The 24,905-nt window shown below is 73.2% G+C and carries 21 protein-coding genes; 7 read left to right on the top strand and 14 right to left on the bottom strand.

Going from position 1 to position 24,905, the window contains the following annotated elements; genetic code table 11:
• Positions 1–2: 2 nt before the first annotated feature.
• Entirely contained in the window at positions 3–1,373 is a 1,371-nt protein-coding gene (locus AMOR_RS13100; protein WP_248361750.1) for a M16 family metallopeptidase, read from the bottom strand.
• Between the two features lie 508 nt (positions 1,374–1,881).
• A complete protein-coding gene (locus AMOR_RS13095) occupies positions 1,882–2,727 on the bottom strand; it encodes an LEA type 2 family protein (protein ID WP_248361748.1) in 846 nt (281 codons plus the stop codon).
• Positions 2,728–2,906: 179 nt separating this feature from the next.
• Between AMOR_RS13095 and dnaB the strand changes: the two genes are divergently transcribed.
• Together dnaB and AMOR_RS13085 are read left to right on the top strand one after the other, a co-directional pair.
• Positions 2,907–4,328, top strand: a complete 1,422-nt coding sequence (dnaB, locus tag AMOR_RS13090) for a replicative DNA helicase (RefSeq protein ID WP_248361746.1) — start codon at positions 2,907–2,909, stop codon at positions 4,326–4,328.
• 334 nt (positions 4,329–4,662) lie between these two features.
• Positions 4,663–5,613, top strand: a complete 951-nt coding sequence (locus tag AMOR_RS13085) for an IS110 family RNA-guided transposase (protein WP_248355018.1) — start codon at positions 4,663–4,665, stop codon at positions 5,611–5,613.
• Positions 5,614–6,196: 583 nt separating this feature from the next.
• Here AMOR_RS13085 and thiD read toward each other — a convergent pair.
• From thiD to thiE, 3 genes are read right to left on the bottom strand one after another with little or no spacing between them, the layout of a single operon-like run.
• Positions 6,197–7,000, bottom strand: coding sequence for a bifunctional hydroxymethylpyrimidine kinase/phosphomethylpyrimidine kinase (thiD, locus tag AMOR_RS13080; RefSeq protein ID WP_248361744.1), 804 nt, complete (start codon positions 6,998–7,000; stop codon positions 6,197–6,199).
• Positions 6,997–7,713 carry a gamma-glutamyl-gamma-aminobutyrate hydrolase family protein gene (locus AMOR_RS13075; protein WP_248361742.1) on the bottom strand — a complete coding sequence of 239 codons (717 nt, stop codon included), beginning with the start codon at positions 7,711–7,713 and terminating at the stop codon, positions 6,997–6,999. The genes thiD and AMOR_RS13075 overlap by 4 nt, the downstream gene beginning before the upstream one ends.
• Positions 7,710–8,390, bottom strand: a complete 681-nt coding sequence (thiE, locus tag AMOR_RS13070; RefSeq protein ID WP_248361740.1) for a thiamine phosphate synthase — start codon at positions 8,388–8,390, stop codon at positions 7,710–7,712. The genes AMOR_RS13075 and thiE overlap by 4 nt, the downstream gene beginning before the upstream one ends.
• 91 nt (positions 8,391–8,481) lie before the next feature.
• Between thiE and AMOR_RS13065 the strand changes: the two genes are divergently transcribed.
• The 3 genes from AMOR_RS13065 to AMOR_RS13055 are packed head-to-tail and all read left to right on the top strand — an operon-like array spanning position 8,482 to position 10,465.
• Positions 8,482–8,721: a hypothetical protein gene (locus tag AMOR_RS13065; protein WP_248361738.1), complete on the top strand. Its 240-nt coding sequence runs from the start codon at positions 8,482–8,484 to the stop codon at positions 8,719–8,721.
• A gap of 7 nt (positions 8,722–8,728) precedes the next feature.
• Complete coding sequence (locus tag AMOR_RS13060; RefSeq protein WP_248361736.1) at positions 8,729–10,174, top strand: trypsin-like peptidase domain-containing protein; 1,446 nt, start codon at positions 8,729–8,731, stop codon at positions 10,172–10,174.
• A gap of 15 nt (positions 10,175–10,189) precedes the next feature.
• Positions 10,190–10,465 carry a DUF1844 domain-containing protein gene (locus AMOR_RS13055; RefSeq protein WP_248361734.1) on the top strand — a complete coding sequence of 92 codons (276 nt, stop codon included), beginning with the start codon at positions 10,190–10,192 and terminating at the stop codon, positions 10,463–10,465.
• Between the two features lie 38 nt (positions 10,466–10,503).
• On the opposite strand, the gene glgB is transcribed toward AMOR_RS13055, so the two are convergent.
• The 4 genes from glgB to bioA all read right to left on the bottom strand — a co-directional run bounded on the left by glgB (position 10,504) and on the right by bioA (position 15,070).
• The gene (glgB, locus tag AMOR_RS13050) at positions 10,504–12,447 is read right to left on the bottom strand and encodes a 1,4-alpha-glucan branching protein GlgB (protein ID WP_248361732.1); all 1,944 of its coding nucleotides are present in this window, start codon (positions 12,445–12,447) and stop codon (positions 10,504–10,506) included.
• Between the two features lie 87 nt (positions 12,448–12,534).
• Positions 12,535–12,807: a hypothetical protein gene (locus AMOR_RS13045; protein WP_248361730.1), complete on the bottom strand. Its 273-nt coding sequence runs from the start codon at positions 12,805–12,807 to the stop codon at positions 12,535–12,537.
• A gap of 53 nt (positions 12,808–12,860) precedes the next feature.
• The gene (gene bioD, locus AMOR_RS13040; protein ID WP_248361728.1) at positions 12,861–13,532 is read right to left on the bottom strand and encodes a dethiobiotin synthase; all 672 of its coding nucleotides are present in this window, start codon (positions 13,530–13,532) and stop codon (positions 12,861–12,863) included.
• Between the two features lie 164 nt (positions 13,533–13,696).
• Positions 13,697–15,070, bottom strand: coding sequence for an adenosylmethionine--8-amino-7-oxononanoate transaminase (bioA, locus tag AMOR_RS13035; protein ID WP_248361726.1), 1,374 nt, complete (start codon positions 15,068–15,070; stop codon positions 13,697–13,699).
• A gap of 219 nt (positions 15,071–15,289) precedes the next feature.
• Here bioA and AMOR_RS13030 point away from each other — a divergent pair, with 219 nt between their 5' ends.
• Positions 15,290–17,362 (top strand): PocR ligand-binding domain-containing protein, encoded by a 2,073-nt coding sequence (locus AMOR_RS13030; RefSeq protein ID WP_248361724.1) that lies wholly within the window; start codon positions 15,290–15,292, stop codon positions 17,360–17,362.
• A 34-nt stretch (positions 17,363–17,396) separates the two neighbouring features.
• On the opposite strand, the gene AMOR_RS13025 is transcribed toward AMOR_RS13030, so the two are convergent.
• Entirely contained in the window at positions 17,397–19,376 is a 1,980-nt protein-coding gene (locus AMOR_RS13025) for a YgiQ family radical SAM protein (protein WP_248361722.1), read from the bottom strand.
• A 132-nt stretch (positions 19,377–19,508) separates the two neighbouring features.
• On the opposite strand from AMOR_RS13025, the gene AMOR_RS13020 reads away from it, so the two are divergent.
• Positions 19,509–22,361, top strand: coding sequence for a DUF6982 domain-containing protein (locus tag AMOR_RS13020; protein ID WP_248361720.1), 2,853 nt, complete (start codon positions 19,509–19,511; stop codon positions 22,359–22,361).
• Between the two features lie 67 nt (positions 22,362–22,428).
• Here the strand turns inward: AMOR_RS13020 and AMOR_RS13015 are convergent, their stop codons facing one another.
• From AMOR_RS13015 to AMOR_RS13000, 4 genes are all read right to left on the bottom strand, one after another.
• Complete coding sequence (locus tag AMOR_RS13015) at positions 22,429–23,118, bottom strand: rhomboid family protein (RefSeq protein WP_248361718.1); 690 nt, start codon at positions 23,116–23,118, stop codon at positions 22,429–22,431.
• 60 nt (positions 23,119–23,178) lie between these two features.
• On the bottom strand, positions 23,179–23,376 hold the full coding sequence (locus tag AMOR_RS13010) for a hypothetical protein (protein ID WP_248361716.1): 198 nt from the start codon (positions 23,374–23,376) through the stop codon (positions 23,179–23,181).
• Between the two features lie 68 nt (positions 23,377–23,444).
• On the bottom strand, positions 23,445–24,641 hold the full coding sequence (locus tag AMOR_RS13005) for an acetyl-CoA C-acetyltransferase (RefSeq protein WP_248361714.1): 1,197 nt from the start codon (positions 24,639–24,641) through the stop codon (positions 23,445–23,447).
• A gap of 13 nt (positions 24,642–24,654) precedes the next feature.
• The gene (locus AMOR_RS13000; protein ID WP_248361712.1) at positions 24,655–24,852 is read right to left on the bottom strand and encodes a hypothetical protein; all 198 of its coding nucleotides are present in this window, start codon (positions 24,850–24,852) and stop codon (positions 24,655–24,657) included.
• Positions 24,853–24,905: the final 53 nt, after the last annotated feature.

Genomic DNA, 24,905 nt, shown 5'->3' with positions numbered 1-24,905 from the left:
CCCTAGCCCTTGGTCTTCACGACGAGGACGGTGCGGTTCGTCTTCCGGAGGTACTCCCGGGCGACCTTCTGGACGAGCTCGGGCGTCACCTTCTCGAGCTCGTCGGGGATCCGCGTCACCCTCGCCGGATCCCCGTCGAAGAGGGCGGCCGACGCGAGCAGGTCGGCGAGGCCGAACCCGCTGAAGGACTCCATCTCGCCGTACAGCGCCGAGCGCGCCTTCACCTTCGCGCGGGCGAGCGCCTCGGCGTCCACCGGACGGTCCATGAACGGCTGCACCGCCTCGTCGATCGCGGCGAGGAGCTCGTCGGGCCCGTGCTCCCTGTCGTGGAACAGGTAGACGATCTCCAGCATCGGCCCCTGGTAGTCCCATGCGTTCCCGAGCAGGTTGACGCCGCCCTCGACCTCCCCGGTGAGCCCCTTCTCCTGCACGAGCTTCTGGTGGAGGGCGGCGTCGCGGCCCTGGACGAGGAGCTGGTCGAGGATCACGAAGGCGGCGTGCTCGGGCGTGCCGCGCTCGGGGACGTGCCACGCCACCGCGAGCGCCGGGCGCTCGGCGAGCGCGTCCACCTTCTCCGCCCGCTTCTCCTTCTCCTGCCTCGGCTCCGAGAGATCCGGCCGCGGCGGCTGCGTCGCCGGCGGGATCGCGCCGAAGTGCTTCGTCACGAGCGCGAGCGCCTCCTTCGGATCGAAGTCGCCGACGAGGGCGAGCGCGGCGTCGTTCGGCGCGTAGTAGGTCTTGAAGAAGGCCTGGACGTCCTCGAGCGTCGCCGCGTCCAGATCGGCGAGGTCGCCGTAGAAGTTGTGCGCGTTGTGCCAGTTCTCGTTCGCGAGCTGCGGCATGTCGAGCCACGGGAACCCGCCGTAGGGCCGGTTCAGCACGTTGACCCGCACCTCGTTCTTCACCACGCCCTTCTGGTTGTCGAGGTTCTCCTGGTTCACCGCGAGGCCGCGCATCCGGTCGGCCTCCGCCCACAGGACCGTGTCGAGCACGTTCGACGGGACCACCTGGTAGTAGTTCGTGAAGTCGAAGCGGGTCGAGCCGTTCAGGTTCCCGCCGTTCGACTGCACGAGCTTGATGAACTCCATCTTCCCGAGGTTCCTCGAGCCCTGGAACATCATGTGCTCGAAGAGGTGGGCGAAGCCGGTCCGGCCCTTCGGCTCCACCCGGAAGCCGATCCCGTAGTAGACGCCGACGGCGACCTTCGGGACCGAGCGATCGGGCGAGAGCGCGACGCGGAGGCCGTTCGGCAGCGTGTGGTACTCCACCGGGATCGCCGGCGCGGCAGGCGCGGCGGAGGCCGCGGGCGCGTGAGCGCGGGACCCGGCGCAGGCGAGCGCGACGGCGGCGAGGGACGCGGCGACGATTCTCATGTCGATCACCTCGGGAGGGCGGGAGCGCCGACGACCCATACGCGTCACCGGACCCCCGGTAAACGTATCGTTCGGGGGGCACGGGACGGGACCGCTGGAGGTGAAGGAGGCGAGGCGCGAGGTGACGAGCCCCCCGCATCGGTGCCGCGCGCGACGCGTCGAGCGGCCCGTTCCGCCGGCGACCGCCCGTTGCTGCGCTGCTACCGGGTTTCACCGATCTGCGTTGCGTCTCCCTCGCCGATCGAAGCGCCCAGCGGTTCGCGTTCCCGACCCGGACGCGTGCTTCACGGGCCGATTGCGATGGCGGCCGGGAGCCGTGTCGCACGACTACGGGACACGTCGCCTGAGGCACCCCTAAGAAGTCTCACAGCAACCGCTTGTCAATCCGCCTGCACCTTGATACATCGTATCACGTCGGCATTCCCCCTCCCTCGCCGACACCGAACGCCCGGCGGCTCCCATTCCCCGCCCGGGCGTTCTTCTTTTCTGGGAGCCGAGCTGCGCCGTCTCACCTCCGCGCCGGCAGCTGGGCGCGGAGGTCGAGCGGCACCGGGATCCCGGCGAGGTCGGCGGTCCCGGAGAGGCCCACGTCGACCGCCCCGCCCCGGACGAGGTCGCTGGCCGCGCGCCCAACCTCGGCGAGCTCCACCTTCAGCGGGATGCTGACGACGCTCTTCCCGCCCGCGGGGACGAGCTGCATCGCCCGGCCGTCGCCGCGCGCCACGGCGTTCCCGGCGATCGACAGCGCGTAATCGAGCCGGCTCGCCGGGATCGGGAAGGCGTTCGGGTTCTTCACCGCGACGCGGACCTCGAGCCCCACCTCGCCGAACGAGACGTTCCGGATCGAGAGCCCCTCGATGGCGAAGTCCGGCAGCCGGGGAAGGGCCAGCCGGTCCTCGTGCGAGATCGGGAGGTCCACGACCCCGAGGGGCGTCTGGATCCCGAGGGTTCCGGACAGCCGGTAGGAGACCGCGTCGCGCCGCCCGAGGAGCGCGGCGATCCCGGGCACGTCACGGAAGCGCACCCGGACCGGGAACGTGACCGGCGCCTTGCCGTTCGCCGGGATGGTGAGCCCGCCCGGCATCTCGCCGGTGGCGACCCGTGTGCCCTCGACGTCCACGCCGTACCCGAGGCGCGCGACCTTCGCGCCGAAGCCGTTCGGGTTCTCGACGTCGAAGGTGAACCCGACCGTCGCGCCCTCGAGATCGAGCGCCTGGAGCGCGGCGCTCCGGAAGGTGAGGTGCGGCCGCTGCACCGCGCCCTCGGCGATCTTCGAGAGCTCGGCGCAGCCGGCGAGGAGGGCGACCGCGACGACGAGGAGCGCACGGGCGCCGATCGAGCGATGGGAAGTCATGCTTCGAAGGTACACCGCGACCCGAGCGGCGGTCGACGCCGGCCGGCCGGGACCCCGCGAAACGATCCACGCCTCTTCCACACGCTCCTCCCCCGGGTTTTCCACGTCTTCCACCGACTTATCCACCGGGTTCCGACAATGAAATCGGTCAGGCCCCGCTGCTAGAGTGCGCGCCGCCCATGGCCGAGTTCGATCCCGCCCGACGGTCCTCCGAAGCCGCCGTCTCCCCCCTCCGCTCGGCCCGCGATCTCCCGCACAGCCTCGAGGCGGAGCAGGCGGTGATCGGCGCGATCCTCACCGAGGACACCGCCTTCGATCAGGTCGCGGCGGTGCTGAAGCCGGCGGACTTCTACCTGCTCGCGCATCAGCACGTGTACGGCGTGTGCGAGGAGCTCGCGCGCGAGGCGAAGACGCTCGACCCGGTCCTCGTCCAGCAGCGGCTCGACGCGAAGGGGCTCCTCGGCGCGGCGGTGCCGCACGACCTGCCGCTCTCCCTCGCCCGGGCCATCGGCACCGCCGCGAACGTCATCCACTACGCGCGAACGGTGCAGGACCTCGCGCGGCTGCGGCACATGATGCTCACCGCGCAGAAGCTCGTCGAGCGTGGGTACGAGGCGGGCGCGAACGTGCAGCCCTTCCTCGACGCCGCCCAGCAGGAGGTGTTCGGGGCGGCGGCGGGCACCACCGTCGACACGCTCAAGAAGATCTCCGAGCCGGTGCTGCGCGCGCTCGAGAACCTCGAGGCGGTCCAGAAGCGCGTCCAGGCCGGCCTCTCCCCCATCACCGGCGTGCCCACCGGGATCGGCACGCTCGACAAGAACACCCTCGGCCTCCAGCCCGGCACGCTCACGGTCCTCGCGGCGCGCCCGTCGGTGGGCAAGACGGCGTTCGCGCTGAACATCGCGACCCACGCCGCGGTGAAGGCCGGGAAGCGGGTCGCCTTCTTCTCCCTCGAGATGCCGTCCGACCAGCTCGCGCTCCGCATGCTCGCGTCGGAGGGCAAGCTCGACTGGCGCCGCCTCTCGCAGGGCCAGCTCTCGACGCACGACTGGAACAAGCTCGCCACCCAGGCCGACCGGATCGGCGCGGCGAGCATCTGGCTCGACGACAACTTCGTCCTCACGCCGGTCGAGCTGCGATCGAAGTGCCGCAAGCTCAAGCGCGAGAACGGCGGGCTCGACCTCGTGATGATCGACTACCTCCAGCTCATGCACGCACCGTCCGACCGGTCGAACCAGTCGCGCGAGCAGGAGATCGCCACCATCAGCCGCTCGCTCAAGTCGCTCGCGAAGGAGCTCGAGTGCCCCATCGTGGCGCTCTCGCAGCTGAACCGTGGCGTCGAGAAGCGGAAGGGCGAGCCGCCCATGCTCTCCGACCTCCGCGAGTCGGGCGCGATCGAGCAGGACGCCGACATCGTGATGTTCCTCCACCGGAACGAGGAGGAGAACAAGGACGTCCAGCAGGGCAACTCGCAGGGCGACACGCTGAACGTGCAGCTCATCGTCGCGAAGCAGCGCCAGGGCCCGACCTGCACGATCGACCTCGTCTTCTTCAAGACGACGACGTTCTTCGCCGAGATGGAGCGGCGGCCGGGGGCGTAGGGGCGCGGCCGGGCACCGCCGCACTGCCGAAGATCGGCCGCTTCCCCGGAGATCTTCCCCCGCCCGCCGACGTCTCCAGTACGGAACCGCCGGGGCGCTACTCATGGTGAACGCAGGCAACGGGCCCCCTCACCCTGGCCCTTGTATGTCGGGGAGAGTCATGGGAAACCGCTTGGCTGCACGGCAGATCGATCGGCCCTTGGTGGCGAACACCGCGGGAGAGCATGAGATCGCCGTGCAGCCATCTCACTCCCGAGCCCGAACGGTTGCCAGAGCCAAGAGCTCGAATCCTGCAAGGACGGGCCGACGGAGTGGTCAACCGGGACGGGTGCTCATGGGCGAAGCGTTCGTCGGCATCGACGTGTCGAAGGCGCGGCTCGACGTGGCGGTGCGGCCTTCTGGCGAAGTGTGGGCGGTCACGAACGACGAGGCGGGCTTCGCGACGCTCGTCGAGAGGCTGAAGCCGCTCGAGCCGAAGCTCGTGATCGTCGAGGCGACGGGCGGGTACCAGGCGCCGCTCGTGGCAGCGCTCACGGTGGCTGGCATCGCCGTGGCGGTCGTGAACCCGCGCCAGGTGCGGGACTTCGGTCGCGCCACGGGCCAGCTCGCCAAGACCGACGTGCTCGACGCCGAGGTGATCGCGCGGTTCGGCGAGGCCCTCAGGCCAGAGCCGCGGCCGATGCCCGACGAGGAAACGCAGGCGCTGCAGGCGGTCGTGCTCCGGCGCCGGCAGCTCGTCGACATGATCACTGCGGAGTCGAACCGCCTCGCGACCGCGCTCCCGGTCGTTCGTGGCGACATCGAGGAGCACATCACCTGGCTGCGCCGGCGCCTGAAGGACGTCGACGACGACCTGTACGGCTCGATCAAGAAGAGTCCGCTCTGGCGTGTGAAGGAGCAGATCCTGCGCTCTGCGCCCGGGATCGGCCGCGTGAGCACCTGCGCCCTCGTCGCCCAGGTCCCCGAGCTCGGACGCCTCAACGGTCGCAAGATCTCGGCGCTCGTCGGGGTCGCGCCATTCAACCGGGACAGCGGCACACTCCGCGGAAGGCGCGCGATCTGGGGCGGGCGCGGAGCCGTGCGCCACACGCTCTACATGGCCACGCTCACCGCGATCCGGTGCAGTCCGACGATCCGGGCCTTCTACGACCGCCTCCTCGCGGCCGGAAAGCCGGCAAAGGTCGCCCACGTCGCCTGCATGCGGAAGCTGCTCGTTCGCCTGAACGCGATGATGCGCGACGGCGCGCCCTGGACGGAGGACGCGCCAGTCACCGTTGCGGCTTGACGTTCAACACGGTTGCTCTCCCCCGGTGGGGGAGAGGGGAAGATCTCCGGGGAAGTCTGGCTGGCTGGTCCCCGCATCGACCTGCGCTCCACGTGACCCGTGGCGGTGCCGTCCTGGCGAGGTGCTGCTGCGGATGGGGGGCCGCCCGCAATGCCGTGCGTGCCTCGGCTTACGGCCACTGAGATCGCGTGAGCAGGCGTGAGATCGCGGCCCCGGCGTCGCGTCCTTGCTGCCTTCATTCGCCAGCAGCCACGATCGCCCACTGAAGCGGAGACAGCCGGGACGGGCCTTCGCGCCGGCGCGCAGGGACCGGGCGTTTCGTACGGACCGGGCCGCAGTACTTCAGCCGGCCTGTCACGGATCGTGACAGCCGCCGAGCGGTACGCGCACGGGGCGCCGTCGTGAACGCCGTCGCGGCTGGCACGAGCGGACGTGCGCCGGCCCCGCGCGCACGGCCTCGTCCGATCATCTGCCCCGCCAAAGTCCCGCGTCCCGAGCACCGCCGTGAAGGACCGGCCCGGCCCACGGAGCGGCCCGCCCAAGCACGCGGAACCCGACCGCCCGGGGGAGAACGGGCCTCGCCCTACCGAGGAGTGCGTGGGCGCCGGAAGTCGCGACCCCGCGAGATCCCATCCCGCGCGGCCGCGTCCAGATACCGCTCGACCACCCGCTTCCCCCCGCGCACCGCCTCCTCGAGCGTCGCCCCGCGCGCGAGGAGCCCCGCGATCGCGGAGGCGAGCCGGCAGCCGGTGCCGCGGGCGGTGCCGGCGCGCCGGCGGCCGGCGAGGCGCGTCACCTTGCGGCCCTCGACGAGCAGGTCCACCGGCGCGCCCGCGCGGTGACCGCCCTTCACGAGCACCGCGCGGGCGGGGAGGAGCCGGGCGGCAACGATCGCGGCGTCGTCGGTCGAGACGTCCGCGCCGGTGAGGAGCGCGAGCTCGGGGAGGTTCGGCGTCGCGAGCCGCGCGCGCGCGAGGAGCGGCGCGAGCGCCTCGCCAGGTGGCGCGCCGCCCGTATCGAGGAGCGGCGCGCCCGAGGACGCGGCGAGCACGGGGTCCACCACGAGCGGGACCCTCCCGAGCGGTCGCTCCGCGAGGCGCGCCGCGAGGACGCGGGCGAGCCCGGCGGTGCCGAGCATGCCGGTCTTCACCGCGCCCGGGCGCCGCCCGCCGTCGAGGAGCGCGTCGATCTGGGCGAGGAGGAAGACCTCCGTGGTCGGGGCGAAGCCGCGGCCCCCGCGCGGCCCCTGAGCGGTGAGCGCCGTCGCGACCGCCCAGCCCTCCGCGCCGACCGCGCGGAGCGCCTCGAGATCGGCGACGAGCCCGGCGCCGCCCGTGGGATCGAGCCCGGCCGCGACGAGGACCCGCGGCCTCGCCTTCCTCGTCACCGCCGCCCGCTCCGCGCCGCGTCGACGAGGCCGCGATAGAGCGCGGCGTGGCGCGGCTCGTGCCGGAGGACCGCCTCGGGGTGCCACTGGACGCCGACCGCGAACTCGAGGTCAGGGAGCTCGATCGCCTCGATCACGCCGTCCGGCGCGCGCGCCGAGACGAGCACGCCCGAGCCCGCATCGCGCACCGCCTGGTGGTGCGTCGAGTTCACCGGGAGCGGACCCGCGCCGACGAGCTGCGCGAGCTGCGTCCCGGGCTGGACCGAGACCTCGTGGGACGGGACGTCCTTCGGCGGCGGCTGCTCGTGCCCGCGGATGCCCGCGTCCGCCGCGAGATCCTGGTGCAGCGAGCCGCCCTGCACGACGTTCAGGAGCTGCATGCCGCCGCAGACGCCGAGCACGGGCAGGCGGGCGGCGAGGGCCGCCTCGAGCAGGTCCTTCTCGAACGCGGTCCGCTCGGGCTTGAGGACGCCGCACACGTCGCGGCGGGGCTCGCCGTAGAGCTCCGGCGGCACGTCGAAGGCGCCGCCGGTCACGACGAGGCCATCGAGCAGCGCGAGGTAGGCGGCGGCGACGCTCCGGTCGTGCGGGAGGAGGACGGGGAGGCCGCCGGCGGCGAGCACGGCGTCGACGTACCCGCGCCCGAGCTCGTACCGGTTCCGCTGCTCGTCCGCGTCGAGGGTGAGGCCGATCCGCGGCCGCTTCGTGCTCATCGCCGGGCCTCCTCGCGCGGAGGGCGCGCGGCCCGCCCCGCCTCGAAGCGCGCCGCGAGCGCCCGAGCGTTCGCGGCCGGATCGCCCGCCCCGAAGAGCGCGTCGATCACCGCCGCGCACGCGGCGCCGGCGCGGGCGACCTCGGAGATGGTGTCGAGCCCGATGCCGCCGATCGCCACGACCGGCGCCGGCAGCGCCCGCGCGACCTCGGCGAGCGTGGCGAGCCCCCGCGGCGGCACGGCGAGGACCTTCGTCCGGGTGCCGAACACGGGCCCGAAGCCGACGTGATCGGCCCCGCCCGCGAGCGCGGCGCGCGCCTCCTCCAGCGTGCGCGTCGTGCGCCCCACGAGGAGGTCCGGCCCGAGGAGCCGGCGCGCGTCGGGCACCGGGAGATCCTCGTCACCCAGGTGGACGCCATCCGCCCCGGCGAGGAGCGCGAGATCGGCGCGATCGTTCACGATGACGAGCGCCCGTCCGGCCGCCAGGGCCACGATCCGGCGGGCGATGTCGAGGATCTCGCCGGCGGGCCGGTCCTTCACCCGGACCTGGACGACCGAGGCGCCTCCCGCGATCGCGGCCTCCGCCTGCGAGACCGCCGCCGCCCCGCCGACGATGGCGTACAACCCACCGAGGCGTGCGCGCCGCGCGGCGCCCCCCGCGGCGTCGGAAACCGGCATGGCGACAGCGGTAACACGCGCTTGACGGGGCCGCAAGACGGCGCCTATTTTCCGCCTCCCCGGACGTCCCGGGCCCCCGAGATCGAGAGAAATGGCCGACTTCGAGAACAAGCTCGTCGACAAGCGCGTTGCCCACCGGTACGTGAGGAAGGGCAAGCTCGACGAGAAGGACTACGAGAAGCACCTGAAGGGCCTGCCCGACCTCGCGGATCAGGCGGTCCCCGTGGAGGCCTCGATCGAGGGCGACGATCTCGACGACCTCGACGACGTGGACGATGCCGACGAAGGCGAAGACGAGGGCGGCGCGGGCGGCGAGACCGCCCAGCCGTAGCGGCGCGGTGCGGCTCGCCCGCGCGCTCCTCCTCACCGTCGTCGCGGCGGCGCTCGTCCTCGCCGCCCTCTCCCTCGCGCCCCGACTCGACGGCACGCTCGCGGCCACCGCGAGCGCGCGCTCCGACACGCCCGCGCCCCTGCGCGGCGGGTTCACGCTCCCGCGCGCGACCGAGGGCTCGCAGGCGAGCCGGCGCACGCCGGTCGTCGTCGCGGTCGAGAAGGTCCGCGGCGCCGTCGTGAACGTCTCCGCCGAGGAGCTCGTCCGCATCCGCGTACCGTCGCGGGGGAGCTCCGCGCGCGACCTGCTCTTCGGCGATCTCTTCGAGCGGCCCCGCTACAGGAAGGGCTACCAGGTCACCTCGCTCGGCTCGGGCGTGATCGTCTCGCCGGAGGGGTACGTCCTCACGAACAACCACGTCGTGGAGCGCGGGGCGCGCTTCCGCGTCGGGCTCCTCGACGGCCGCGAGGTGATCGCGAAGGTGGTCGGGACCGATCCGTCCTCCGACCTCGCCGTCCTGAAGCTCGACACGAAGGACAGGCTCCCCTACGTCCCGGTCGGCCGCTCCGACGACCTGATGATCGGCGAGACGGTGATCGCCATCGGGAACCCGTTCGGCCTCTCGCACACCGTGACGACGGGGGTCGTCTCGGCGGTCCACCGGAACTTCAGGGCCGGGGACCGGACGCTCTTCGACTTCATCCAGACCGACGCGTCCATCAACCCGGGCAACTCCGGCGGCCCGCTCCTCGACATCGACGGACGCCTCGTCGGCGTGAACACCGCCATCCTCGGCGATCGCAACGCCGGCATCGGCTTCGCGATCCCCATCGACCGGGCCCGCCGGATCGCCGAGGACCTGGTCGCGCACGGCGAGGTGCGCGAGGGCTACCTCGGGATCGTCGTCGCGGACCTCCCGCCGAAGGAGGGCGCCGCGGAGGGCGCGAGCGGCGGCGTGGTGGTCACCGCGGTGGATCCCGGCTCGCCGGGCGATCGGGCCGGCGTGCGAAAGGGCGACGTCGTCGACGCGGTCGAGGGCTTCTCGATCGAGACCGCGGAGGAGTTCCGCTTCCGCGTCCGGGATCTCCCCATCGGCGCGACGGCGCGGGTCGACCTGACGCGCGGTCGCCAGAAGACCACCGCCGCGGTGACCGCGGTCGAGCTCGGCCCGCAGCACGCCGCGGACCTGGTCGCGCGGCGGGTGGGGATCCAGCTCGGCGACGAGCGCGTGCGCGGCGGCTCGGTCGTCGTGGTCCGGTCCGTCGCGCGCGGCTCGCCGGCGGACGAGGCCGGGCTCCTCGCCGGCGACCTCGTGCGCGAGGTGAACTCCAGCGAGGTGGCGACCGTCGACGACTTCCGGAAGGCGGCCGCGCGGGCGCGGCGGAGCGGGCAGCTCGTGCTGCTCGTGCAGCGCGGCTACGCCGCGGAGCGGATCGCGTTCGACTTCGACTGAACGAGGAAGACGGCCATGACGGACGAGACCCCCGGCGCCATCGACTTCTACACCTTCGTGCTCTCCCTCGCGTCGAGCGCGTTCGTGCACCTCGGCGACGCCCCGCACCCCGAGACGGGTGAGCCCGCCCCGGCGGACCTGCCGCTCGCGAAGCAGACGATCGACATCCTCGCGATGCTCCGCGTGAAGACGAAGGGGAACCTCACCCCCGAGGAGGAGAAGTTCATGGAGAACCTCCTCACCGATCTCCGCCTCCGGTACGTGACGAAGAAGGCGCCGAAGGTCGGCTGACGGGCGCGCGCCCCCTCACCCGTCGACGGGCGCGGGGCTCACCACGAGCGGCTCCCGCCATCGGCCCGGGCGAGGAACACCGCCGCGAGCGGCGGCAGCGTGAGGGGAACCGACGCCGGCCGGCCGTGCCACGGCAGGTCCTCCGCATCGACGCCGCCCCAGTTCCCGGCGCCCGACCCGCCGTACTCCCGCGCGTCGCCGTTCAGGACCTCCCGCCAGAAGCCGCCGAACGGCACGCCGATCCGGTAATCGGCGCGGAGGACCGGCGTGAAGTTGAAGACGGCGACGAGGGGCGGGTCGGCCTCCCCGCCGCGCCGGAGCAGGGAGACGACGGCGTTCTCCGCGTCGCCGCAGTCGATCCACTCGAAGCCGCCCGGCGCGCAGTCCCGCGCGTGCAGCGCGGGCATCGCGCGGTACAGCCGGTTCAGGTCCTTCACGAACGCGGAGACGCCCGCGTGCCGCTCGTCCGCGAGGAGGTGCCAGTCGAGGCTCTGCTCGTGGTTCCACTCGCGCCCCTGCGCGAGCTCGCCGCCCATGAAGAGGAGCTTCTTGCCGGCCTGCACGAACATCCAGGCGTAGAGGAGCCTCAGGTTCGCGAACTTCGCCCGGTCGTCGCCCGCCATCTTGCCGAGCAGCGAGCCCTTCTCGTGGACGACCTCGTCGTGCGAGAGCGGCAGGACGAAGTTCTCCGAGCCGGCGTACATCGTCCGGAAGGTGAGCTCGTTGTGGTGGTACTTCCGGTGGATGGGGTCGTGCCCGAGGTAGCGCAGCGTGTCGTGCATCCACCCCATGTCCCACTTGAGCCCGAAGCCGAGCCCACCCACGTAGAGCGGCCGCGACACCATCGGCCAGGACGTCGACTCCTCCGCGTACGTCTGCACGTCCGGGTACTCGCGGTAGACGTCCTCGTTCATCGCGCGGAGGAACGCGATCGCGTCGAGGTTCTCCCGGCCGCCGTACGCGTTCGGGATCCACTCCCCCGCCTTCCGCGAGTAGTCGAGGTAGAGCATGGAGGCGACCGCGTCCACGCGGAGCCCGTCCGCGTGGTACGCGTCGAGCCAGAACATCGCCGCAGACTCGAGGAAGCTCCGGACCTCGTGCCGGCCGTAGTTGAAGATCTCGCTCTTCCAGTCGGGGTGGTGCCCCTGCCGGCGATCGGCGTGCTCGAAGAGGTGCGTCCCGTCGAAGTAGCCGAGGCCGTGCTGATCGGACGGGAAGTGCGCCGGCACGAAGTCGAGGATCACCCCCACGCCCGCCTGGTGGAGCGTGTCGACGAGGAACATCAGGTCCTGCGGCGCGCCGTAGCGGGACGACGGCGCGAAGAACCCCGTCACCTGGTAGCCCCACGATCCGTAGAACGGGTGCTCCATCACCGGGAGCAGCTCCACGTGCGTGAAGCCCATCGCGACGGCGTGCTCGGCGAGGAGCGGAGCGATCTCGCGGTACGAGAGGAACCGGCGCGGCTCGGCGGGATCGCGCCGCCACGAGCCGAGGTGCACCTCGTAGATGGAGATGGGGGCGTCGAGGGCGTTCCGCGCCGACCGCGTCCTCATCCACTCGGAGTCGCTCCACGAATAGTCGAGGTCCCACACCACCGACGCCGTGCTGGGCGGCGTCTCGTGACGGAACCCGAACGGGTCTGCCTTGTCGACCGCGTACCCGTGGAGGCGCGAGCGGACGTGGAACTTGTAGACGGTGCCCTGGCCGAGGCCCGGGACGAACCCGGCCCAGATCCCGGAGCCGCCCTCGCGGGACAGCGGGTCGCGGTCCGGCACCCAGCCGTTCCAGTCCCCGACGACGCTCACGGCGTCGGCGTTCGGCGCCCACACCGCGAACGCCACGCCGGCCTGGCCGCCGACCGTCGCGAGGTGCGCGCCGAGCACGCGGTATGCGCGGAGGTGCCGGCCCTCGTTCCAGAGGTGCAGGTCCTGGCCGGAGAGGATGGGGCCCCGGTCGCGGATCGCTGCGGGTGCGCCGTTCATGGTGGGGCTCATAGCGCCTTCCGGGCCCGCCGGCCCACTCCCGGGTGGTCCGCCCCGACTCCGCCCGCGCCGGGCGCGCGGCGGCGCCTACAGGCCGGCCTGCAGCATCGCCTGCGTGAGGAGCCGGATGAGCTCGCGGCGCAGCACGCGGCGCGTGCGCGACAGCGCGTTCGGATCGTGGCGCGCGCGGTGCGACACGTTCCGCCGTGCGGCCTCGACGACCCAGGCGATGCGGCGCGGCTCGAGCTTCGGCGTGCGGGAGCCGGGCGCGAGGAAGAAGCCGAGGCCGCGCTCGTCGAGCGTGGCGTGGAGCGCGCGGCGCGCGCGGGAGACGAGGGTGAGATCGACGACGTTCGGCACGTCGCGATCTCTAGGATCGATCTCCGGGGCGATCCATTTTTCGCCCGGGAAGCCTAGAACTGGATCTTTCCGGCGAGCCTGGATCGCACGATCGACGCGCGCTCGGCGATATCGCGCACGAACGGCAGCGTCGCGAGCGGTTCACACCCAGTCAATCGCGCGATCTCCGCCACGTTGTGCGGGACCGACGGATCGTCCTCCGCGACGGTGCGGTTCAGCACGATCCCGGCGAGCGGGATCCTGCGCGCGCGGAGCGCCTCCACCGTGAGCGCGACGTGGTTCACCGTCCCGAGCCCGGCGCGCGCGACGACGAGCGCGGCCAGCCCGAGCGCCCGGGCGAGGTCCGCGTACGTCTCGCGCTCCGTGAGCGGGACGAGGAGCCCGCCCGCGCCCTCCACGAGGACGGCCTCGTGCCGCGCCGCGAGCGCGCGGGCCGCGTCGACGATGCGCGCGAGGGAGACCGTCTTGCCCTCCACCCGCGCCGCGACCGCCGGCGCGAGCGGCGCCGCGAAGGTGTACGGGCAGATGACCTCGAGCGGCTCGGCTCCATCGCACGCGGCGCGGAGCCGGTCGGCGTCGGAGGGCTCGCCGGGATCGTGCCCGGACTGCGCCGGCTTCATCCCGATGACGTCCAGGCCCGCGGCGCGCGCGTTCCGGAGGATCGCGCACGCGACCTCGGTCTTCCCGACGCCGGTGTCGGTGGCGGTGACGAAGAGGCCTCTCATGTCGCCTCGAGGGCTGCGCCCCCGCCCCGCCGGCGAAGCCGCCGGGGCCCCACCCCTGCTGCGCGGGGCCCGTGATCGCGCGCGGCCGCGTTCGCGGCGCCGCGCGCGCTCCGCGCGTCGAGGGGCTCCGCCCCTCCCCCGCCGCGCTTCACGGTCAGGTTCATTCAGATCCTCGCGGTCACGGCCTCGATGGCCGCGATCGTGATCCCGGCGAGCTGCTCGAGCTCGGCCTCCGTCATCGCGAGCGGCGGCATGAGGACGACGACGTTCCCGAGCGGCCGGAGCAGGGCGCCGTGCTTCCGCGCCTCCAGGATCACCTCGTGCCCGGCGCGGAGCGGGTACGCGTACTCCTCCTTCGTGGCACGATCCCGGACGAGCTCGATCCCGACCATGAGCCCGCGCTGGCGGATCTCGCCGACGTGCGGGAGCCGCGCCGCGGGCTCGAGCGCGCGCGCGAGCGCCGCGATCTTCGCGGGCAGCCCGGCGACGATCTTCCGCTCCGTGAAGAGCTTCATCGACGCGGTCGCGGCCGCGCAGGCGAGGGGGTTCCCCGCGTAGGTGTGACCGTGGAAGAAGGTCTTCTTCTCCTCGTATGGCGCGAGGAACGACTCGAACACGCGCTCGGTCGTGATCGTGGCGGCGAGCGGCAGGTAGCCGCCCGTGAGCCCCTTCGCCATCGTGAGGATGTCCGGGACGATCCCCTCCTGCTCCACCGCGAAGGTGGTGCCGGTCCGCCCCCACCCCGTCGCCACCTCGTCACAGACGAGGAGCGCGCCGTGGCGATCGCAGATCTCCCGCATCCGGCGGACGTACCCGGGCGGCTGCGCGATCATCCCGTCGGCGCCCTGCATCACCGGCTCGAGGACGAGGGCGGCCACCTTCCCCTTCCGCGCCTCGAAGATCGCCTCCACGTCGTCCGCGCACGCCATCCCGCAGGTCGCGCGCTCCTTCCCGAGCGGGCAGCGGTAGCAGTACGGCTGCGGCGCGTGGTGCACGTCGAAGAGGAGCGGCTTGAAGATCCGGTGGAACAGGTCGATCCCGCCGAGCGACACCGACCCGATGGTGTCGCCGTGGTATCCGCCGCGGAGCGCCACGAACTCGGTCCGCGCGGCGTCGCCCCGGAGCTGGTGATGCTGGTAGGCCATCTTGAGCGCGATCTCCACGGCGGTCGCGCCCGCGTCCGAGAAGAAGATCCGCGTCAGGCCAGCGGGCAGATGCCTCGCGAGCTCCTCGGCGCACTCGATCGACGCGGTGGACGCGAGGCCGAGCAGCGTCGAGTGCGCGACCTTCCCGAGCTGCGCCTCGACCGCGCGATCGATCTCGGGCACCCGGTGGCCGTGGACGTTGCACCACAGCGACGAGACGCCGTCGAGGTAGCGGTTCCCGAGGGTGTCGACGAGGAAGACGCCGTCCGCGGCGTCGACGATGATCGGCTCCTCGGCGAGCCAGTCCTGCATCTGGGTGAACGGATGCCAGAGGTGGCGGTGGTCCGCTTCCCACAGGCGGCGATGACGCGCTGCGCGGCTGTTCTCGTCCATGGCGCGGGGAGGCTAGCGCACCCCCGTCCCGGCGTCACGGGCGCCCCCGGACCCGCGAGCAGCCGGCCACCTGCCCGCCCGGGCCCGGGAGGGTGCGCTCGGTCCGGCGCTCCGGACGCTCGGGTCCCGCCCACCGCGCTCCGGATTCGCAGTACGCTTCGGCTCGTTGATCCGGTGGAGCGTGGGCGCGGCTCCCGGCGCACTAGCGGAGGGACGCGGATGATCGACGAGCACGCCGGCGTGCACGGTCAGCGGACCGCCCCGGAGGGCCGGAGCGCATCGGACGCGAAGGTGCACCGCCTCGCGGAGCTCCTGGACATGTCCGTCGTCCAGAAGCTCGCGGAGGCGAACTACGTCGCGAACGGGATGCCCATCGGCATCATCGACGCGCGCGACGGCGCGATCCTCGTCGGCTGCGGCTGGCAGGACATCTGCGTCCGGTTCCACCGCGCGTACCCGGAGTCCGCCCGGCTCTGCGAGGAGAGCGACGCGTACCTGGCGGCCCGCGCGTCGGGGATGGAACCGCACGAGTACGCCTGCAAGAACGGCCTGCGCGACATCGGGATCCCCATCGTCGTCGCGGGGGAGCACCTCGCGACCCTCTTCCTCGGGCAGTTCTTCTACGAGGGCGAGACGCCGGACCGGGACCGGTTCGTCCGCCAGGCGCGGCAGTTCGGCTACGACGAGGAGGCGTACCTCGCCGCGCTCGACCGCGTGCCCGTCTTCAGCCGCCGCTCGGTGGAGAACATCGTCGCCTACGACCTCGCGTTCTCGCGCTTCATCGCCCACCTCGCCGAGGAGCGGGTCGTGAGCCAGCGGGCGGCGTCGGCCCAGCGCGAGAGCGAGGAGCGGCTGCGGCTCTTCGTGGAGCACACGCCTGCCGCCGTGGCGATGTTCGACCGCCACATGAGGTACCTGGCGGTGAGCCAGCGCTACGTCAAGGACTTCCGCGTCGACGGAGACCTCGTCGGCCGCTGCCACTACGACGTGTTCCCCGAGATCCCGGAGCGCTGGCGGGAGGTCCACCGCCGGTGCCTCGCCGGCGCCGTCGAGCAGTGCGACCAGGAGGCGTTTCCGCGCTCGGACGGGTCGGTGGACTGGATCCACTGGAAGATCCACCCGTGGCGCACCGCGACCGGCGAGATCGCCGGGATCATGCTCTTCAGCGAGGTGATCACCGAGCGGAAGCGCGCGGAGGAGGCCCTCCGCGACAGCGAGCGGCGGCTGCGCGCGCTCGCCGACTCGATGCCCCAGCTCGCCTGGACCGCGCGGCCCGACGGCTACATCACCTGGTACAACCGGCGCTGGTACGAGTACACCGGCACGACGCCGGCGCAGATGGAGGGCTGGGGCTGGCAGAGCGTGCACGATCCCGCGACGCTGCCGGACGTGATGCGCCGGTGGCAGGAGTCCATCGCCACCGGCACCGCCTTCGAGATGGAGTTCCCGCTGCGCGGCGCGGACGGGAGGTTCCGGCGGTTCCTCACCCGCTGCGAGCCCCTGAGGGACGCCGCCGGGCGGGTGGTGCAGTGGTTCGGCACGAACACCGACGTCACCGCGCTCGTCGAGGCCCAGGAGGCGCTCCGTGAGTCCGACCGGCGGAAGAGCGAGTTCATCGCCGTGCTCTCGCACGAGCTGCGGAACCCGCTCGCCCCGATCCAGAACGGCCTCTACCTGCTCGAGCGCGCCGCCCCGGGCAGCCCGCAGGCGACGCGCGCCCAGGAGATCATCCGGCGCCAGACCGGGCACCTCACCCGGCTCGTCGACGACCTCCTCGACGTGACCCGGATCTCGCGCGGCAAGATCCAGCTCGAGCGCAGGCGCATCGACGTGCGCGAGATCGTCCGCCGGGTCTGCGACGACCACGCGCCGCTGTTCGCCACCCGCGGGATCGCGCTGCGCGTCGACCTCTGCCCGGGCTCGCTCTGGATCGAGGCGGACGAGACGCGGATCGCGCAGGTGATCGGCAACCTCCTCCAGAACGCCGCCAAGTTCAGCCGCGACTCCGGTTCGGTCATCGCGAGCGTGGACGCGGCCGGGGGCTTCGCGGAGCTCCGCGTGGCCGACGAGGGCGTCGGCATCGCCCCCGACCTGCTCCCTCGCGTGTTCGAGCCGTTCGTGCAGGCCGAGGGCGGCCTCGCGCGCGCGAACGGTGGCCTCGGCCTCGGGCTCGCCCTCGTGAAGGGCCTCGTCGAGCTGCACGGCGGCTCGGTGCGCGCGGCGAGCGACGGGTCGGGCGGCGGAGCGGAGTTCGTCGTGACGTTGCCGCTCGTGGCGCCGGCGGCGCCCTAGGCGGCCCCCTCCCGCGACGCCGCGGCCCCCTGCGCTACCGCCCCCGGTGCGGCCCCGTCCGCCGGCCTTCGCGCTGCTCGCGCGAACCGGACCCGACCGGCGCGGCTCCCGCGGTCGAAGGCGAAGCGCCCGGCTTCCGCCGGGGCCGCATCCCGGGTCCGAGCCACTCGCCGGGCTTGAGCCTGCCGGTCTTCCGGAGCGCCTTCTCCACGAGCGGGCGGTTCTTCGGATCGCCCCAGCGGAGGAGCGCCTTCTGCATCCGCTTCTCCTCCATGTCGCGCGTCACGTGGACCGGCTTGCCGGTCATCGGGTGATAGCCGGACCAGTAGATGTCCGAGGCGAGCGTCATTGGCGTCGGCATGAAGTCCTGCACCTGCTGCGGCTTCCAGCGGTTGTCCTGCAGGTACTCCATGAGCTGCACCGCCTCCTCGAGCGAGGAGCCGGGGTGCGAGGAGATGAAGTACGGGACGAGGTACTGCTCCTTCCCGGCCTCCTTGGTGTACCGCTCGAAGTCCCTGCGGAACCGCTCGAACGACGCGACGGCGGGCTTCTTCATGACCTTGAGGACTGGCTCGCACACGTGCTCGGGCGCGACCTTGAGCTGGCCCGACACGTGGTTCGCCACGAGCGTCTTGAGGTACCGGGCGCCGTTCTTCTCGTCCGCCTGGGCGAGGTCGTAGCGCACGCCCGAGCCGACGAAGAGGTGCTTCACGCCCTTCACCGCCTTCGCCTTCGCGTAGAGGTCGATGAGCGGGCCGTGGTCGGTCTCGAAGAACTGGCAGACGGTGGGGAAGACGCAGGACGGCCGGCGGCACGCCGCGTGGGCCTCCTCGCTCGTGCACCGCATCTGCCACATGTTGGCGGTGGCGCCGCCGACGTCGGTGATCGTCCCCTTGAAGCTCTCCTTCCGCGCGAGGGTCTCGATCTCCCGGACGACGCTCGCCTCGGACCGGGAGGCGATGTCGCGCCCCTGGTGCTCGGTGATGCAGCAGAACGCACACCCGGCCGCGCAGCCGCGGAGGATCTGCACCGACCAGCGGATCTGCTCGAGCGCGGGGATGTGCGCACCGCCGTATGACGGGTGGGCCTCACGGACGTACGGGAGCTCGGCGATCCGGTCGAGCTCCTCGGTGGTCGGCGAGGGCATGGGCGGGTTCACCACCACGAACCGCGCCTTCTCGCCGCGGCCGTGCGGCTGCACGAGGATCCGCGCGTTCTCGCCGTTGTGCTCGAGGTGGTAGAGCCGGCTGAACTCCGCGAACCGCCGCTTGTCGACGGTGATCTCCTCGTACGCCGGCAGCTCCACCACGCCGCGCTCGCGCCCCTCGAGCATCGCCATCGCGAGGTCAGGCACGGCGAGCGCGGTCCCGGGCACGTCGACGAGCCCGCAGATGTCCTCGCCGGAGGCGAGCCGGCGGGCGATCTCGAGGATGGGCTTCTCGCCCTGGCCGTACACGAGGAGGTCGGCGCCGGACGGGACGAGCACCGACGGGAGGACCCGGTCGTCCCAGTAGTCGTAGTGCGCGATCCGGCGGAGCGACGCCTCGATGCCGCCGATGACGATGGGCAGCGTCGGCCCGAACGCCTCGCGGAGGAGCCGCGCGTACACGGTGGTCGCGCGGTCCGGCCGTCGCCCGGCGACCCCGCCGGGCGTGTAGGCGTCGTCGGACCGCGGCCGCTTGTGGGCGGTGTAGTGGTTCACCATCGAGTCCATCGCGCCCGAGGTGACGCCCACGAAGAGGTTCGGCCGGCCGAGGCGAACGAGGTCCTTCGTCGTCCGCCAGTCCGGCTGCGCGACGATCCCGACCCGGTACCCCGCCGCCTCGAGCACGCGCCCGATCACCGCGGCGCCGAAGCTCGGGTGATCCACGTAGGCGTCCCCGGTCACGAGGAGCACGTCGAGCCCGGTCCAGCCGCGCGCCCGGACCTCGGCCGGCGCCGTCGGGAGGAAGACCTCGGGGCCGGGAGGGGGCGGGCGGGCGCGCGCCTGCTGGACGACGGGGAGCCGGGTCATGGCGGGCGGATACATGGCCGTGTCGCCAGGCGAAATCAAGGGAGGCGCGCCTTTCTCACCCCGGGCGAGCGAGGTATCATCCGGGCCTCGGAGCGCCGGCCAGCCGCCCCCCCGCCGCCGGCAACACCGCACATGCCCGACCCGCGCAGCGTGATGAAGGAGTTCCGCCTCCTCGACCAGAAGCGCCTCGCCGAGGGGCTCACGCCGGACGAGGAGGTGCGCCTCGCCGAGCTGCGCGACCTGGTGGGGCCCGACCTCCCGGCGGCGCCGCGCGGCTTCGACGTGAACGCCGCGGCCGCCCGGCTGCGCGACTCGCTCCTGCCCGCCGGGCTCAGGAACCGGCCCCCGCCCCCGCCCGAGCTCGACGAGCCCGAGGCGGCGCCCGATGCCGAGCCCACGCCGGCGTCCTCCACGGCCGCCGACCTGCTCGCGGGCGCGTATGCGGCCGAACCGTTCGCGCCGCTCGAGGGCGTCGCGGCCGACGCCGCCGACGCGCTCTTCGATCCCGCTTCGCTCGGCGTCGAGCCGCCGGCCGGCGGCGCCTTCGCGGCGGGCCCGCAGGGCTACGCCGATCCGGGCGGATGGGACCCGAACGCCGCCGCCCACGACCCGAACGCGTACGCCGACCCCTCCGCGCAGGCGTTCGATCCCAACGCGCAGCCGTACGACCCCAGCGTCTACGCCGACCCGAACGCCGCCGCCTACGATCCGAACGCGTACGCCGCCGATCCCGCCGCGCAGGCGTTCGATCCCAACGCGCAGCCGTACGACCCCAGCGCCTACGCCGACCCGAACGCCGCCGCCTACGATCCGAACGCGTACGCCGCCGATCCCGCCGCGCAGGCGCTCGATCCCAACGCGCAGCCGTACGACCCCAACACCTACGCCGACCCGAACGCCGCCGCGCACGATCCGAACGCGTACGCCGACCCCTCCGCGCAGGCGCTCGATCCCAACGCGCAGCCGTACGACCCCAGCGCCTTCGCCGACCCGAACGCCGCCGCCTACGATCCGAACGCGTACGCCGCCGATCCCGCCGCGCAGCCCTTCGATCCAAACGCACAGCCCGGCGAGCCGGGCGCTGAGCCGTTCGATCCGAACGCGTACGGGGACCCGAACGCCGCGGCGTACGCGGCCGATCCCGCGCCCGCGGGTCTCGATCCCGCTGGCGTCTCGCTCACGACGCCGGCGTGGCACCCGGACGCCTCTGCCTGGGCCGATCCCGCCGCGCTCGAGGTTGCGCCGCCGGCGGCTCCCGGGCTCGAGGACGAGCCCGCGCCGGAGCCGCTCCTCGCCGCCGCGCCGGGAACGGACCTCCCGCCCGAAGGATGGGATCTCGCCGCGCCGCCCGCACCGCGCGTCGACCTCCCCCTCGGCGAGTACGACGAGATCGCGGCCGGCGGAGGCGCCGCCGCGCTCGAGGCGCTCCTCCCGTTCGACCTCGCCGCCGACGCGGCCATCCCGCCCGGCGCGGTCCCGGAGGGCTTCGGCGCGCCGCCGGGGGAGTACGACGACACCGCCGGGTTCTCGCTCGACGCCGGAGCGGAGGCGCCCGGGGAGGCGGTGCTCGAGACGGTCGCGCTCGAGGCATCGGCCGAGGGGACGACGCCGCCCGCCGAGGGCGAGTGGCAGCCCGACGGCGCGCTCGACCAGGGCTTCGAGCTCGAGTCGGGCGGCTCCTTCGACGCGACCGCCGACGCCGCCGCGCCGGAGTGGGCCGTCGGGAGCGGTCCCGCGCCGTGGGCCGCCGTCGCGGAGCCCGCGCCGGCGACGCCGGAGGAGATCGCGCTGGGCGGACTCGACGGCGATCTCGCCGGGCCGGAGCCGGAGCCGAGCTTCGACCTCGCCGGTCCCGCGCCCGAGCTGGACCGCTCCGCGCCGGACCTCTCCGCCGGCACGGAGGACCTCGACCTCATGGCCCCGGCCCCGCCGCTCCACGCCGCGCCGGGGGCGAGGCCGTTCGACGAGGCCACCCTCGAGCTGAACGCGGCGCCGCCGCTCGACCTCGCGCTCGAGGCGCCTCCGGCGGGCGACACGGCGACCGTCGATCTCGCGGAGGAGTCGGCCGCGCTCGAGCTCGCCGCCGCGCCTGACCTCGAGCTCTTCGCGCCGGACGTCGCCCCCACCGAGGCGCCCGGCGCGCCCGCCGCCCCGTTCCCCGCCGTCGAGCCGCACGCCGGCGACCTGCCGGCCCTCGATCTCGCGACGGACGACGGGATCCCGGAGGTCACCGACGTCGAGGAGATCCCGACCATCGACGGCGAGGAGATCCTCGAGGAGATCCCGGCGGACGACCTCGGCGCACCGGCGGCGTCGCTCGACTTCGACCCGCTCCCGGCGGAGCCGGAGGCCGCTGCGCTCGCTCCGGTGGGGCCGGCGCCGTCGCCCGTGCGCGCCGTCGCCCTCCCAGACGTCCCGCCGCCGGCGACGCCCGCGACGCCGGCGACGCCCCCGGCCGCGCGGCTCCCGCAGCCTTCGGCCGCGCCCGTCGTCACCGCGCCCATCCTCGCGCCGCCTGTCGTCACCCAGGCCCCCGTCGCACCGGCGGCGACGGAGGAGGAGGAGATCGTGGACGAGGTCGAGGTCGCCGACGAGCCGGCGGCGGCGCCCGGGAGCGTCGTCGAGGGCGCGCAGCGCGTCGTCGTCCACACGATCGAGGGTCAGGTGAAGCGCGGCGTCCTCGAGGACGCCGATCTCGTGGCAGCGTCCCTCGCGCTCGCGCAATCGCCGGGCGCCGCGGGCGAGACCCTCGCCACCGAGAAGGTGAAGGCGATCTTCTTCATGCTCGCGCCGGGCGAGAAGCCGCCCGCGCCCGAGGGACGGAAGGTGCGGGTCACGTTCCGGGACGGCCGCCAGGTGGCGGGGTTCAGCCCCGACTACCGCGAGGACGCGGTCGGGTTCTTCATGATCCCCGCCGACACGCGGACGAGCACCGCGCGGATCTGGGTGTACCGGGCGGCGGTCCGCGCCGTGGCGGTGAGTTGACGAGCGGGCGAGTCGTGACGCTCCCCGTCCCGAGGGCCGGGGAGCGCGCAGCGCCGCTCGCGGCCGCTTAATTCATCCAGCGGGGCGGCTCGTCCTTGCCGTTCTTGTGGACGACCTTGAGGTGCTTGCTCTTCCTCTTGAACTCGCGCTCCGCCCACCAGTCGCGCGCCTGAAGCCTCCAGCGCCGGGTCGGGAGCCGGCCGCGCGCGAAGATCCACGCGAGCCCGAGCGCCGCGAGGTGCGGCACGAAAAGGCCGACCCCCGGGATGCCGCCGGTGGCGAGCCCGTACAGCAGCGTGCCGACGACGACCATGAGCCCGAGCGTCCGGCCCGTGACCGGCAGCACGCCCCAGATGTTCACCTGCTGGTCCGGGTAGATCATGGCCCACGAGAAGAGGAGCGCGTTCGCGACCGGCCACACGCCGAGGTGCGCCGCCCGCGCCGGGGGCCATACGATCGCGACGGCGGTCGCCACGACGCTCCCCGCGAAGGCGAACCCGAAGAAGCGGCCCAGGAACCGCGCCTCGCCCCACGCGTACGCGAGCTGCGAGCCGGTCCACCAGATGAGCATCCCGCCGAACAGGAGGCCGAGGACGTCGCCGCGAGGCTGCACGAACGCCCAGCTGACGAGTCGCCACAGCTGGCCCTCGCCGATCGACACCGGGTCGAGGGCGGCGAGCCCGGACAGGCCGGTGATCCACCCGACCAGGGTGCCGGCGAGGAGCAGGACGATGACGAGGCCGACCGCGGGCGGCACGCGTCCACCGAACGTGAATCCGCCGGGGAGGCGAGGTGAGCGGCTCGGACGCACGGCGATCTAGGCTCCCTTCCGCTCTCGGTAGAAGAGCGTGATGCTGAGGCAGTGGAACTCGCGATCCGAGCTCTGCGTCACCTGCTTGTCGACGACCTCGACGCCCGGGTTCGCAGTGAGCCACTTCGTGATGTTGTCGCCCATCGCTTCGCGATCCCGCGCCAGCGTCGTCGTGAACACCTTCACGCCCGTGAAGTCCGCCATCCTGACCCTCCGTCCGACCGGACCCTACCCCCCGCGGCGGAGACCGGCAAGAACTCGGGCCTGCCCGCTCAGAGCGCCTCCAGGACGACCGCGACGCCCTGCCCGCCCCCGATGCAGGCGGCCCCGATCCCGGCCTTCGCGCCGCGGCGGCGGAGCTCGTAGAGGAGGTGCATCGTGATGCGCGCGCCGCTCGCGGCGAGCGGGTGGCCGAGCGCGATCGCCCCGCCGTCCACGTTGGTCCGGTCGCGCGGCAGCCCGAGCGCCTTCTCGACCGCGAGGTACTGAGGCGCGAACGCCTCGTTCACCTCGAAGAGATCGAAGGCGTCGAGCTTCGCGCCGCTCCGGGCGAGCGCGTTCCGGATCGCCGGCACCGGCCCGATCCCCATGATCGTCGGGTCGACGCCGGCGTGGCCCCAGTTCACGAGCCGCGCGAGCGGCCGGAGGCCCCTCCGCTCCGCGTAGGCGCGCGACGCGAGGACGAGCGCGCCGGCACCGTCCGCGATCCCGCTGGCGGCGCCGGCGTGGATCACGCCGTCCGCCTTGAAGACCTTGGGCAGCTTCCCGAGGCTCTCGAGCGTCGTGTCGGGGCGCGGGTGCTCGTCCCGCGCGAAGGGGATCGGGCCCTTCCTCGTCTTCACCTCGACCGGCGCGAGCTCCTCCTTGAACCGGCCGCCCTCGTCCGCCGCCGCCCAGCGCCGCTGCGACGAGACGGAGTACGCGTCCACCGCGTCCTGCCCGATCTCGTACTGCTCGGCGAGCTTCTCCGCGGTGAGCGCCATCGGCAGCCCCGCGTACGTGTCGGTGAGGGCCGACCAGAGCATGTCCTCCATCTGCGGCGCCTTCCCGAGCGGGAACCCGAAGCGCGTCCCGCGCAGGACGAGCGGCGCCTGGCTCATCGACTCGGTGCCGCCGGCGAGCACCACCTCCGCCTCGCCCATCTCGATGAGCATCGCCGCCTGGATCACCGCCTCGAACCCGGAGCCGCAGAGCCGGTTCACGGTGAGCGCAGGGACGGAGTCCGGGAGGCCCGCGCGGAGCCCGACGTGGCGGGTGAGGTAGATCGCGTCGCCCGAGGTCTGGGCGACGTTGCCGAACACCACGTGGCCGTAGTCCTCGGGCGGGGCGCCCGCCTGCGCGATCGCGGCCTTCGCCGCGTGCACCCCGAGATCCGTGGCGCTCCAGTCCTTGAGCGTGCCTCCGAAGGTCCCGAACGGGGTCCGCTTCGCGGCGAGGAAGACGACGTCCTTCTGACCGGCCCGGTTCATCGAAGGTCCTCCGTCACCTCTTGATAAGGCCTGCCGCGAGGCCTTTCACGGAGACGACCAGGATCGCCAGGGCGAGCAGGACGTTCAGGATCGCGACGGCGGTCCCGGCGCGGTCACCGCGGCGGCCGGCGCGGAGGGCGGCCGCGGCACGGGGGACGTAGCGGACGAGCATGTAGACGGCGAAGAGCGCCGCGACGGCCTGGAGGAACATGCGCCGATGCTACGCCGGGCCGGGGACCCGCGCGGGGAAGATCGGCCCGCCGG

Source organism: Anaeromyxobacter oryzae, assembly GCF_023169945.1.
GTDB lineage: Bacteria > Myxococcota > Myxococcia > Myxococcales > Anaeromyxobacteraceae > Anaeromyxobacter > Anaeromyxobacter oryzae.
Note: the sequence above shows the minus strand (reverse complement) of the source record. Positions and strands in the feature narration are given on the sequence as shown.